Raw genomic sequence first — 12,369 nt, forward strand, 5'->3', positions numbered from 1 at the left:
CTCATCGTATCGATTCCCGGTCCGGCTCCTGGAATGTGATCCCACATCGCGGACGATTTCAGGCCGGGGAGTGAGACCGCGCTGTTCAGGGGAGTGAGACCGCGCTGTTCAGGCGTCCTCAGTGCGTCCTCAGTAGGCCTCGACGACCTGGACCTCTTCCTCCGTGACCTCGCCCTCGACGATCCGGAAGGAGCGGAACTGGAACTCGCCTGCCCCGTCGGTGTCGGCGGTGGAGACCAGGACGTAGTGGGCGCCGGGCTCGTTGGCGTAGGAGATGTCGGTGCGCGAGGGGTAGGCCTCGGTCGCGGTGTGGGAGTGGTAGATGACCACCGGCTCCTCGTCGCGGTCGTCCATCTCGCGGTAGAGCTTGAGCAGGTCGCCGGAGTCGAACTCGTAGAACGTGGGCGACATGGCCGCGTTCAGCATGGGGATGAACCGCTCGGGGCGGTTCGAGCCCGCCGGTCCGGCGACGACGCCGCACGCCTCGTCGGGATGGTCCTTGCGCGCATGGGCGACGATCTGGTCGACGAGGGCCTGGGTGATGGTCAGCATGCTCGCCAGGATAAGCAGAAGGGCCGTTCCGTACCGAGGACTGGTACGGAACGGCCCACATGCCGGACGCCCTGAGCGGCAGCGGCGGGGAGTGCCACGAGTACTCCCCGCCGCTGGGCGTCCGGGGCGGGGAGTCAGCCGACCTTCTCGAACTCCGCGTCGCCGCGGCGCTCGGTGAGCTGCGGGTTGCGGCGCTTGAGGACCGCCCAGCCGACGCCCAGGGCGACGGCCCAGCCGGCCGCGACGTACAGGCAGACCCGCGCGTCCTTGTCGTACGCGATCATGCAGGTCACGCCGATGAGGAAGACGAGCGCGACCCAGCTGAAGAGCGCCCCGCCGGGAGCGGGGAAGGACGAGGCGCGCAGCCGGCCCGCGTCGACCGCTGCGCGGTAGCGGATGTGGCTGACGAGGATCATCATCCAGGTCCAGATGCCGGCCGCGGTGGCGACGGAGGTGACGTAGAGGAACGCCTTCTCCGGGACGACGTAGTTCAGGACGACGCCGATGCCCATGAGCGCCACGGAGACCGTGATGCCGACGGCGGGCGTCTTGCGGGTGTTGAGCTTGCCGAACGCCTGCGGCGCCTCGCTGTTGGCGGCCAGGTCGCGCAGCATCCGGCCGGTCGAGTACATGCCCGAGTTGCAGGACGACAGGGCCGCGGTGAGCACCACGAAGTTGACGATGCCCGCGGCGAGCGGGATGCCGATCTCGCCGAACGCGTGGACGAAGGGGCTCTCGCCGGCGGAGAAGTCGGTCCACTTGACGACGGAGAGGATCACCAGCAGGGCGCCGACGTAGAAGACGATGATGCGCCAGGGCAGGGTGTTGATGGCCTTGGGCAGGGTCTTCTCGGGGTTCTCGGACTCGCCCGCGGTGACGCCGACGAGCTCGACGGCGAGGTAGGCGAACATGACGCCCTGGAGCGTCATCAGGCTGGAGCCGATGCCGTTCGGGAAGAAGCCGTCGTGCGACCAGAGGTTGGAGACGGTGGCGGTGTCACCGGCGTCGGAGAAGCCGAGGGTGAGCACGCCGAGACCGATGACGATCATGCCGATGATGGCCGTGACCTTGATCATCGAGAACCAGAACTCGACCTCGCCGAAGATCTTGACGGAGATCAGGTTGACGCCGAAGAGCACCACGAGGAACACCAGGGCGCTGACCCACTGCGGGATCTCCGGGAACCAGAAGTGGATGTAGATCGCGGCGGCGGTGAGCTCGGCCATGCCGGTGACCACCCACATGAGCCAGTACGTCCAGCCCGTGACGAAGCCGAAGAACGGGCCGAGGAATTCGCGGGCGTACTCGGCGAAGGAGCCGGAGACGGGCCGGTAGAGGAGCAGTTCGCCCAGGGCCCGCATGATGAAGAAGATGACGACGCCCGCGAGGGCGTACATGAGGATGATGCTGGGGCCGGCCTTGGCGATGTTCGCTCCGGCACCCATGAACAGGCCGACGCCGATGGCGCCGCCGATGGCGATCATCTGGACCTGGCGGCTGCCGAGGCCGCGCTCGTACCCCTCTTCGGGCACGTTTTCCGTGTCGACCTGCGCAGAGGTCATGTGTGGTGCGCCTTTCTCCATGCCGACCCGGACCTCTCGTCGGCCTCGGATCGGGTTTCGATCCCCCCGGAATGATGGAGCTGAGCGGGCCCGGAAGCCCGCTCGTGCCTGGCCGGCGGTTGCCGGCTCGGTGGCGCACCCGGCCGAACATTCGGGTGGTGTTCTGCCGGGCGGTCGTGAAGATCTATCACGGCCGCAACACTGATCACCGGCATGGAATGTGGCACACCGCACAGGGAAAAGCGCACAAAACGCTTTCGAAGAGGCCATAGAAGGCGGGTGCGGTGACGGGATCGTTATCCGGATTTGAGTGTCCGCTGAGCGAACACCCTTCGGTCACCCGGCGGTCACACAACCTGCACTGATCAGGCCATAAGGGTTCCGACCAGCGTCTCCTGGAGTCCACCCAGCCACAGATAGGCCATCACCATCGGCTTGCGCGGGTCCTCGTCCGGGAGCCGGTAGAGCAGGTCGGTGTCCTCGTCGTCGGTGATCTCCAGCCGCGAGCCGATCGCGAGCCGCAGATCGTTCAGGGCGCCCAGCCACTGCTGGGACTCCGCAGGCGACAGCTTCAGCACGGCGCCGCCCTCGCCGGCCGAGGCCGCAGAGAGCGCGTCGAGGGAGCGGATCACCGCGAGGGCGCTGTCGCGCTTGCCGGCCCGCAGGTCGTTCTCGGTGTAACGCCGGAACTCCGCCGAATACGCCCGCTGCTCCTCGGCGTCCCGCGCCGAGGCGGGCTGCTCGGGGTCGCTGTAGGCGTCCGGGAAGAGCCGCCTGAGCACCGGGTCGGCGGGCGGCTCGCTCGGGCCGTCGGCGAACAGCTCGGCGAGCGGGTCACCGGAGGTGTCCTCGGCGGGACCGGGGCCGATGAGCTCCAGGAGCTGGACGGCCAGCGACCGGATGATCGAGATCTCGACGTCGTCGAGGGCGACGGCCGCGCCGCCGCCGGGGAGCGGTTCGAAGGTTCCGGGCATGAACGCCTTTTCGCTGCTGGGCGGGGAACTGGCTACTTGCGGTCCTGCTGGAGGGTGGCCCACAGGCCGTAGCCGTGCATGGCCTGCACGTCGCGTTCCATCTCCTCGCGGCTGCCGCTGGAGACGACCGCCCGGCCCTTGTGGTGGACGTCGAGCATGAGCTTGGTGGCCTTGTCCTTGGAGTAGCCGAAGTACGACTGGAAGACGTACGTCACATAGCTCATGAGGTTGACCGGGTCGTTGTGGACGATGGTGACCCACGGGACGTCCGGCTCGGGTACGGCGAAGACCTCCTCCGCCGACTCGGTGCGTTCGATCTCCAGGGGCGCGGGTGACGTCACACTGCCCATGCTGCCACCCGAGGGGGGTAGTCGCACAAACGGGCCTGGCCGTAAGGCGATCGCGTCCTGCGGGAATCCCCCGGGACTGCAATCGTCAGACTGACGAAATGGGGGTACGATCCCGCTCATGAACACAGCGGACCTTGGGCTGCCGGTGGACGTTCCCTCGACGGCGCTCTTCACGGACCAGTACGAGCTGACGATGCTGCGGGCCGCCCTCGCGTCGGGCACGGCCGAGCGGCGGAGCGTGTTCGAGGTCTTCACCCGGCGGCTGCCGAACGGGCGCCGCTACGGCGTCGTGGGCGGCACCGGACGGGTGCTGGACGCGGTGGAGAACTTCCGCTTCGACACGGCCGTGCTGAACTTCCTGCGCGAGCGGGAGATCGTCGGCGAGGAGACCCTCGACTGGCTCGCCGGCTACCGGTTCAGCGGGGACATCTGGGGCTACCCCGAGGGCGAGGTGTACTTCCCGGGCTCGCCGATCATGCGGGTCGAGGGCACCTTCGCCGAGTGCGTGCTGCTGGAGACCGTGATCCTGTCGATCCTCAACCACGACTCGGCGATCGCCGCGGCCGCCTCGCGCATGTCGGCGGCCGCGGGTGACCGGCCGCTGATCGAGATGGGCGCCCGGCGCACGCACGAGCTGGCGGCGGTGGCGGCCTCCCGGGCCGCGTACGTCGGCGGCTTCGCGACCACCTCCGACCTGGCGGCCGGCTTCCGCTACGACATCCCGACCGTCGGCACCTCCGCGCACGCCTTCACCCTGCTGCACGACAGCGAGCGGGACGCCTTCCAGGCCCAGGTGAACACGCTGGGCCGGGGCACCACGCTGCTGGTGGACACCTACGACGTCGCCGAGGCGGTCCGTACGGCCGTGGAGGTCGCCGGGACCGAGCTGGGCGCGGTGCGGATCGACTCCGGCGACCTGCTGTTGGTCGCGCACCGGGTGCGGCAGCAGCTGGACGAGCTGGGCGCGAGGGACACGAAGATCGTCGTGACGTCGGACCTGGACGAGTACGCCATCGCCTCGCTGGCGGCGGCGCCGGTGGACGCCTACGGCGTGGGGACGCAGCTGGTGACCGGCTCCGGCCACCCCACGTCCTCGATGGTCTACAAGCTGGTCGCGCGGGCGGAGTCCGCCGATCCGAAGGCGCCGCTGGTGCCGGTGGCGAAGAAGTCCAGCGGCGGCAAGACGTCGGTCGGCGGACGCAAGTGGGCCGCGCGGCGGCTGGACGCGTACGGGGTCGCCGAGGCCGAGGTGATCGGCACCGGTGCGGTGCCGGCCGGGCTCGCGGACCGGCAGCTGCTGGTGGAGCTGGTCAAGGGGGGCGAGGTGGTGGCGCGCGAGCCGCTGGACGCGGCGCGGGAGCGGCACACGAGGGCGCGCGCGGGTCTTCCGATGTCGGCCACGCAGCTCTCGCGCGGGGAGCCCGTCCTTCCCACGGAGTACCTGCACGGGACCTCGGGTAGCTAATTGCGGTGTGCCGTGATGCGCCGACCCGTGCCCCCTCCCGGCCGCTCCCCTTTGTCCATAGGCTCGGTGGTTCACCGGCCGGGCCTGCCGACCTCATAGCCGAAGGACACCGCCCATGCGCCGCGCCTTGATCGTCGTAGACGTGCAGAACGACTTCTGCGAGGGGGGCAGCCTCGCCGTGGCCGGCGGCGCCGACGTGGCCGCCGCCGTCACGGAGCTGATCGGGCAGGCGGCCGGGTCCGGCTACCAGCACGTCGTGGCCTCGCGCGACCACCACATCGCCCCCGGCGGCCACTTCTCCACCAACCCCGACTACGTCCGCTCCTGGCCCGCGCACTGCGTCGCCGGTACGGAGGGCGTCGGCTTCCACCCGAACTTCGCCCCCGCCGTCGCCTCCGGCGCGGTCGACGCCGTGTTCGACAAGGGGGCGTACTCGGCGGCGTACAGCGGCTTCGAGGGAACCGACGAGAACGGCACGCCCCTGGCCGACTGGCTGCGCTCCCGCGAGGTCACGGAGGTCGACGTGGTGGGCATCGCCACGGACCACTGCGTACGCGCCACGGCCCTGGACGCCGCACGGGAGGGTTTCCGTACGCAGGTCCTCCTCGACCTGACGGCGGGCGTCTCCCAGGAGACCACCGAGCGGGCGATCGAGGAGTTGCGGGAGGCGGGCGTGGAGCTGTCGGGCAAGCCGGTCCTCCCGTAGCGCTCGGGCCCCCGGCCGGTCAGGTCGTGGCCGTCGGGCGCCTGAGGAGGGCTCTGATCGGACGCCACAGTTCCTGGACCAGGTCCGGGCTGGACGCGACACCGTTGTCGGGGGCCGTGCGCCATATGAGGCCGTCGGGATGGTGCAGGACCGCGGTGATCTCGTCGGGGGTCGGCGGGGCGGCGTTGCCGCGCAGGTAGACCGAGCGCAGACCGAGATTGCGGAGCCTGGTCAGGGCCCGGGCGCGGTTCACGGAGTGGACGAGGACGCGGACGGCGCCGGGGCCGTCGGCGGCGGGGCTGGGCAGGTTCAGTGCCACCACCACCATGCCGTTCGGCAGCTTGCAAAAGCCTCCTGCGGCCATGCGCTCATCCCCCCGTGTCGGTCGGTGTCAATAAGAGAGCCACAGGACGCACCTAAACACGGATCGGCGGTGACCCGCCAGTGGGTCACCGCCGATCATGCTCTGACCTGCAAGGATGCGGATTACCTACCCGCGGCGCCGACCTCCAGCTCGATCGTCGAGCCGTTCTTGGCTTCCTTGAGGATCTTGATCTTCGTGTTGGTGTCAGTGATCTTGACACCCGCGGTCGGGTTCGACTCGTCGTAGTAGTCGCTCTTCCGGTCGTTGAAGACCGAGACGCCCTTCGAGCCCGGGATGTACTTCGCCACGTCCGCCTTGTGCAGCGTCATACCGTCGGTGCGGTAGAGGCTGAACGGCGAGTCGTAGGCCTGGATGCGGTTGCGCATCAGCGTGCCGTCGGCCCACTTCAGCGCGTCCGGGTGCGAGTCGATCGGCAGGACCAGGCCGGTGCCCTGGTGCTGGCTGGTGTTGTTGTCCGCCTGGGAGGTGTCCCACTTCCAGATCAGCAGGCCGTTCTGGTACGCGTAGTGCTCCACCCAGTCCGGGCGCGCGGTGAAGCCGAAGTTGTACGGGCCGACCTTCAGCGTCTTGTCGTACGACACGTACTGCCGGTTCTCGGCGAGGTAGTACTGCGCGTAGTCCTTGGTGAAGGACGCGCCGATGCGGGAGAAGCCGGTGGCCTTCCACGCCGCGTCCGCGCTCTCGGCGTTGTCGGAGAAGACGGGCGCACCGTCGGCCGTCACCGTGATCGCGTCGGCCGCGAAGCCCTTCTGGGCCACGCCGCCGTCGGTCTGGTAGCGGAAGCGGAGGTCGATCTTCTTGCCGGCGTAGGCGTCGAGCGGGAAGGCGAGCTTCTTGTAGCCGTCGACCGTGCCGGTCAGAACCGGCTTGTCGCTGCCGTCGCGCGGGATCGGCTGGCCGCCCACCGTGCCGTCGAGGGCGGTCCAGTTGGCGCCGCCGTCGGTCGAGACCTCGGTGTAGAGGTAGTCGTAGTTGGCCTCGATGTCGTACCAGCCGTCGAGGGTCAGCTGCGCCTTCGACGTGCCGGTCAGGTCGACCGGACGCGACAGGGTGTTCTTGAGGTTGTCACCGCTGCCGCTCCACCACTGGGTCTTGCCCTCGGCGGGGGTGACGATCTCGGTGGTGACCGCCTTCTTGGGCAGCTCGACCACGAGCGCCTGCTTGTGCTTGGTGTTGTACTCCGCCACACCCAGCTTGTGCCAGGAGTTGACACCGGCCTTGGCCCGGTCGTAGTTCAGCCAGCCCAGCTGGAGCTTGTCCCAGGCGGTCATGTCGCCGGGCAGGTCGCCGATCTCGTTCTTGCCGGTGCCGAGCCAGGAACCGGACGACATCAGCGTCCAGAAGCCGGTGGAGTTCTCGCCGCCCGAGGTGTCGTAGTGGTCCGGCAGACCGAGGTCGTGACCGTACTCGTGGGCGTAGACACCGAGTCCGCCGTTCTCCGGCTGGACGGTGTAGTCGCCGACCCAGATGCCGGTGTCGCCGATCTTCGCACCACCGAGCTTGTTGTTCTCGGGGCCGGTGGCGCCGGCGTCGGTGCCGAAGGCGTACCAGCGGTGGGCCCAGATCGCGTCGGTGCCCTGGGCGCCGCCGCCCGCGGACTCGTCCTCGCCGGCGTGCACGATCTGGAAGTGGTCGATGTAGCCGTCCGGCTCGTTGAAGTCGCCGTCGCCGTCGAAGTCGTAGCGGTCCCACTCGTCGAAGCGCGCGACGTCCGCCTTGATCTGCGCGTCGGTCCTCCCCGCTGCCTTCTGCTGGGAGACCCAGGCGTTCAGACCGTCGCTGACGACGTTCCACACGCTGGAGCAGTTGGTGTCACCGCAGGCGTTGTTGCCGTAACGCGCCTCGTTGTAGGGGACCTTGACCCAGTCGGAGACCTCGCCGTCGACCGAGTAGCGGCCCGAGGACTGCTTCTCGTAGTAGGTCTTGACCGAGTCGACGCCCTTGCCGGAACCGAAGTACAGGTCCTGGAAGTAGTCCCGGTCGTAGTCGGCCCGCCAGGCCGTGGAGTTGTCCTTCTTGCGGTCGGGCTTGGGTATCGTGTTGTGCATCGGGCCCGGGGTGCCGCCGTAGCGGCTGTCGACCTTGTCCCCGAACTCGACCAGGATCGTGAAGATCTTGTCGGTCTTCTCGCGGCCGAGCTCGACGTACTTGTCGTCGCCCTTCTTGCTCTTGAGCTGGACGACCTTCGAACCCTCGCGGTTCTTGACCTTGGTCTTGCCCGATATGACCTGCTTCAGTGCCTCCTCGCGCTGAGCGTCCTGAGTCTTGCTCAGCGGGCCTTCGAGGTCGTGCTCGTCGTGGTGACGATCCGCCGGGTCATGCCGGTCCACGGTGGTGGAACGGGGAGCCGAGGCGTCGTCGGCCACCGCGTACGTCGAGGCGGTGGTGGTGGCCGCCGCGAGCGCCACGCCGATGGCGGCCGCTCTGAACGTCCAGGGTCTACTGGTCACTTGAGATCCTCCCCCGCGTTCGGGCGCGCGGCAGGCAGGGTCCCGGTCGTGGAAGTCCGCGCGCGCGTGATCAACGCGTGTAGTCAAGTGACGACATTTGACTAGAGGTTTAGAAGAAAAGACAGACCTTGACTTGGACAGGTCAAGTGCACTATGCGGAGGCAATGTTCGTTTTACGGACAACCAAACAGTTGCCCCGTGGCCCTCGCCACCGGCAAACCGGGCGCGTCATATGTCCACTCCGTGGACGTCATGACTCCGTGCGCCCCCTGTGCACCGCCCTTGTTGATTAGGTCACGCTTACCGCCGGTTCCGGTCGGGCACGCTGCCGGTGAGAATGTCGGATGGCGGAACGCCCGGAAGCCGGCGCAATGCCAGGTCGACACCCCCGTGGATCCCCACTTTCGAGGACATGATGGCCATGCCCCGTCCGACTGCCGCACAGCTCGCCTACGGTTCGTGCACCGTGATCTTCTCGACCCTCGCCATGCTGCTGCTGTCTCAGACGACTTCGGGCGCGGGGATCGCGATCATCGCCTTCGCGGCGCTCGCCCTCGGACTGCTGGTCGCCATGACGGTGCCGCTGTCCGGGAAGCGCCCGGCCGCGGTGCAACGACCCGCGCCCCTGGAACCGGTACGGGCCTCGGTCCCGGTTCCGGCCCCGGAGCCGGTGCGCGAACGGGCGGCCTCCTGACCGCCCGTTGCCCCTTCCCCTATCGCCCGCTCTTCCTTACCTGCCTCAATTGGTGCTGACCACGACCGTTTTGGCCGCCTTGTCGTGCAGACCCTGCTTGTAGGGCCGGTCGAAGAAGCTCCAGCCGCCCGAGATCGCGGTCCAGACGCAGGCGCAGCAGAAGGCGAACGGGATCCACAGCACCGCTGCCCGCGTCAGCGCGTTCTGCACGGAGGGCGTCGCGCCGTTGTCCAGGTTGGCCACGCGCAGGTGCAGCAGCTTCTTGCCGAGGGTCTGCCCGGTCCTCGCGGTCATGAGGGTGTCGTAGGCGATGTAGAGGACGGCGGCGACCGCCGACTGCCAGAACGACTTGCTCATCTCGATGCGGTCGCTGTCCACGTCGTACTCGTTGACGCCGAAGCCCCAGGTGAGCAGCCAGACCACGGCACCCACCAGGATCATGTCGATGACGCGCGCGAGGGTGCGCTTGCCGCTGTCGGCGAGCGGGGGCATACCGGCGAGGGGGTCGGTGGGGTAGGAACCGCCACCGTAGGGATCACCGCCGTAGGGGCCGCCGCCGGGGGGACCACCGGCACCGGGCGGGCCGCCGCCGGGACCGCCCGGACCACCGGGGCCGCCGCCCCCGTACGGCGGGGGTTCGCTGCCGTAGGGCGAGCCCGTGCCCTCGCCGGGCGGCTCGTTCGGGGGGCGCTTCCTGAACGGGTCGTCTTCCGGGGGCTGCTGACCGGAGCCGGGGGGCGGTTCACTGCTCATGGCCCGAGTCGACCGCGAACCCCCGCACTCCGCATCCGGCAGACGGCCGTCCGAGGGAGCTCAGCCCGCCACGAACGTGTGCGCGGCCTTGTCGTGCCAGCACTGGCGCCACGGCCGGTCGAAGAGGCACCAGGCCACGCCGATGACCCCGACGACGAGGAGCCCGGGCACGCTGTAGACCAGCCAGCGGCGCAGGGCCGCGCCGAACTCGGGGCTGTCATGGCCCTCGATGTCCCGGACGTCCAGGCCCATCAGCTTCTTGCCGAGGGTGCGGCCCCACTTGGCGGTGGGCAGCACCTCGCAGAGGACACCGGCGAGCAGCAGGACGGCCAGGATGATGCCGAGGTAGATCGAGGTGGTGCCGTCGAGCAGCCAGACCGTGACGGTCTCGCCGGAGAGCCTGGCCGCGTCGATCTTCTCGTTGACGTGGTCGATCGCCTTGCCGCCGAGCGGGACGGCGGCCGTGGCGGTGAGGGCGGCGAGGACGACGGTGTCCAGCAGCCGGGCCGCCAACCGCTTGCCGAGTCCGGCCGGGCGCGCCTCCGACTGGCGCCGGGCGGCCGCCTGGAACACGTCCTCGACCGGCGGCTTCCAGGGCGCGGCGGGCTGCTCGTCACCGCCGGCTCCGGCGAGCCGGTGCACCTGCTGCGCCCAGGACGACTGCCCGCCGCCGTGGCCCGCGCTGAGGGGCGCACCGGCGGAGGCGGGGGCGGCGCCGGGCTGGGCGCTGCCGGGCCCGGCGGACTGCGGAGGGAGGGTGGGGGCCGCCTGGGGTCCGGACAGCGCCGTCGGGGCGGCCGCGGAGGCCGGTGCGCCGACGCTCCCGGGGCCCGCCTGCGCGGCGGAGGCCCGGGCGGCGGCCGCCTTGCCGGCGCCGAAGCCGGGCCCGGCGGGGCCGCTGCCGGAACCGGCCGGCCCGGCCTGCGCGCCGAACGCGGGTCCCGACGGGCTCCCGTCGAACGCGGACGCCGCCGCGCCACTGCCCGAGCCGGCGGGTCCGAAGCCGCTGCCGGCCGCCCCGGCCTGCCCTCCGAAGCCGGACGCCGGTGAGCCGCTGCCCGAGCCGCCCGCACCCGCTGGGCCGAAGCCGGAGCCTTGGGAGCCGGGCGCCCCGCCCTGGGCACCGGATCCGGCCCCCGCCGGACCACGGTCCGCACCCCCCGCTCCCCCGGCCGGTTGCGCGCCGCCGCCGGCCGGGCCCGTGCGCGGGGACACCGCGCGGAACATCATCGTGCCGTCCTCGGGGGCATCGGCCGGGGCCCCTCCCCCGGGCTGCCCGGTCGGGCGGCGGAACACGAACGTGCCGCCCCCCGCCGCGGTGTCCGTCTCCTGGCCGGCCGGAGGGATGTCCGCCGTGCCGTCGGTGCGGGCGGGCTCCCCTTCGGGCCGCTGGCCGGCGCGCGGCACCCTGGGGTCGCCGCTTCGCACGCCCTGCTGGGCCGCACCCTGCGCTCCCTGTGGCGCGCCCCACGAGACGCGGCGGTCCTGGTCGCCGCCGAAGCCGGACTGACGGGAGCGGTCGGCGCCCCAGGCGGAGGCCGGTTCGGGACGGCTGCCGTGCTGGGCATCGGCGGCGGACGGCCCCTCGGCCGGGTCCTCGTCGAAGAAGTGCGGGCCGGTCTCCTCGACCGGGGCGGGCTGCGCCGTCCCCGCTCCGGGCGGCGGCGCGAGCGACTCGCCGTCCTTGGGCGCCGGACGGCTGGTGCCCGGCACCCAGGAGGCACCGTTCCAGTACCGGACATATCCAGGAATGGACGGGTCCGGGTAATACCCTTCGCGGGGCCTGTCGTCACCGGGGGCCGGGGTTGGGGCGCTCATGTCCGTCGTCCCGTATCTGCTCGGGGGCCAAATGGGGGCCTCCACATCTATCAGACGTGCGCAAGCCCCACCGCCGCTCCCACCGGACCCACCCCTTTCGAGCACTGATGTGCTACGCACCGCGCCCCTCCGGCGAATGCCCCTGCGAAAAAAACTTCCGGCAAGGCGCGTAATGCCGGGGCCCCTGCCCGCTCTCTCCTCCTGACCGGCCCTCGCGGGCAGCCGTCAGGAGAAGGGAGCACCGCCATGCACACCGTGGTGGAGCGGGAACTGGAGCTGAAACTCGTCCTGTCGCCGGAGCGCAGGATCCCGGTGCCGGCCCGGCTCGGGTACCTCACCGACGACCCCTACGCCGTCCATGTCACCTTCCACATCAACTCCGAGCACCCCGTGTACTGGACGTTCGCCCGGGATCTGCTGGTGGAGGGCGTGTTCCGGCCCTGCGGGCAGGGGGACGTGCGGGTGTGGCCGACGAAGACCGAGGGGCGCGGCGTGGTGCTGATGGCGCTGAGTTCACCCGCCGGGGACGCCCTGCTTCAGGCCCCGGCGGCGGCGGTGTCGGCCTGGCTGGAGCGCACGCTGCGGGTGGTCCCGCCGGGGACGGAGGGCGAGCGGCTCGGGCTGGACGACGAGCTGGCCCAGCTGCTCGCCCAGTGAGAG

12 protein-coding genes are annotated in these 12,369 nt (G+C 70.4%); 4 read left to right on the plus strand and 8 right to left on the minus strand.

Features of this window, described 5'->3' with window-relative positions; genetic code table 11:
- Positions 1-129: 129 nt before the first annotated feature.
- The 4 genes from CEB94_RS15635 to clpS form a co-directional block, all read right to left on the minus strand.
- The gene (locus CEB94_RS15635; protein WP_175432819.1) at positions 130-552 is read right to left on the minus strand and encodes a M67 family metallopeptidase; all 423 of its coding nucleotides are present in this window, start codon (positions 550-552) and stop codon (positions 130-132) included.
- 134 nt (positions 553-686) lie between these two features.
- On the minus strand, positions 687-2,114 hold the full coding sequence (locus tag CEB94_RS15640; protein ID WP_175432820.1) for an amino acid permease: 1,428 nt from the start codon (positions 2,112-2,114) through the stop codon (positions 687-689).
- Positions 2,115-2,479: 365 nt separating this feature from the next.
- Positions 2,480-3,088 carry a DUF2017 domain-containing protein gene (locus tag CEB94_RS15645; RefSeq protein ID WP_175432821.1) on the minus strand — a complete coding sequence of 203 codons (609 nt, stop codon included), beginning with the start codon at positions 3,086-3,088 and terminating at the stop codon, positions 2,480-2,482.
- Between the two features lie 32 nt (positions 3,089-3,120).
- Positions 3,121-3,438 carry an ATP-dependent Clp protease adapter ClpS gene (clpS, locus tag CEB94_RS15650; RefSeq protein ID WP_031102986.1) on the minus strand — a complete coding sequence of 106 codons (318 nt, stop codon included), beginning with the start codon at positions 3,436-3,438 and terminating at the stop codon, positions 3,121-3,123.
- Between the two features lie 118 nt (positions 3,439-3,556).
- On the opposite strand from clpS, the gene CEB94_RS15655 reads away from it, so the two are divergent.
- Complete coding sequence (locus tag CEB94_RS15655; RefSeq protein ID WP_175432822.1) at positions 3,557-4,903, plus strand: nicotinate phosphoribosyltransferase; 1,347 nt, start codon at positions 3,557-3,559, stop codon at positions 4,901-4,903.
- Positions 4,904-5,018: 115 nt separating this feature from the next.
- Complete coding sequence (locus tag CEB94_RS15660; RefSeq protein WP_175432823.1) at positions 5,019-5,609, plus strand: isochorismatase family protein; 591 nt, start codon at positions 5,019-5,021, stop codon at positions 5,607-5,609.
- A 19-nt stretch (positions 5,610-5,628) separates the two neighbouring features.
- Here the strand turns inward: CEB94_RS15660 and CEB94_RS15665 are convergent, their stop codons facing one another.
- Together CEB94_RS15665 and CEB94_RS15670 are read right to left on the minus strand one after the other, a co-directional pair.
- Positions 5,629-5,973 carry a hypothetical protein gene (locus CEB94_RS15665; RefSeq protein ID WP_175432824.1) on the minus strand — a complete coding sequence of 115 codons (345 nt, stop codon included), beginning with the start codon at positions 5,971-5,973 and terminating at the stop codon, positions 5,629-5,631.
- 122 nt (positions 5,974-6,095) lie between these two features.
- Positions 6,096-8,444 carry an immune inhibitor A domain-containing protein gene (locus CEB94_RS15670; protein ID WP_175432825.1) on the minus strand — a complete coding sequence of 783 codons (2,349 nt, stop codon included), beginning with the start codon at positions 8,442-8,444 and terminating at the stop codon, positions 6,096-6,098.
- 415 nt (positions 8,445-8,859) lie between these two features.
- Here CEB94_RS15670 and CEB94_RS15675 point away from each other — a divergent pair, with 415 nt between their 5' ends.
- On the plus strand, positions 8,860-9,138 hold the full coding sequence (locus tag CEB94_RS15675) for a hypothetical protein (protein ID WP_175437015.1): 279 nt from the start codon (positions 8,860-8,862) through the stop codon (positions 9,136-9,138).
- A gap of 45 nt (positions 9,139-9,183) precedes the next feature.
- Here the strand turns inward: CEB94_RS15675 and CEB94_RS15680 are convergent, their stop codons facing one another.
- On the minus strand, positions 9,184-9,891 hold the full coding sequence (locus CEB94_RS15680; protein WP_175432826.1) for an RDD family protein: 708 nt from the start codon (positions 9,889-9,891) through the stop codon (positions 9,184-9,186).
- 60 nt (positions 9,892-9,951) lie between these two features.
- The gene (locus tag CEB94_RS15685; protein WP_175432827.1) at positions 9,952-11,709 is read right to left on the minus strand and encodes an RDD family protein; all 1,758 of its coding nucleotides are present in this window, start codon (positions 11,707-11,709) and stop codon (positions 9,952-9,954) included.
- A gap of 246 nt (positions 11,710-11,955) precedes the next feature.
- Between CEB94_RS15685 and CEB94_RS15690 the strand changes: the two genes are divergently transcribed.
- Entirely contained in the window at positions 11,956-12,366 is a 411-nt protein-coding gene (locus CEB94_RS15690) for an SsgA family sporulation/cell division regulator (protein ID WP_175432828.1), read from the plus strand.
- The last annotated feature ends 3 nt before the right edge of the window (positions 12,367-12,369 follow it).

Source organism: Streptomyces hawaiiensis (genome assembly GCF_004803895.1).
Taxonomy (GTDB): Bacteria; Actinomycetota; Actinomycetes; order Streptomycetales; family Streptomycetaceae; genus Streptomyces; species Streptomyces hawaiiensis.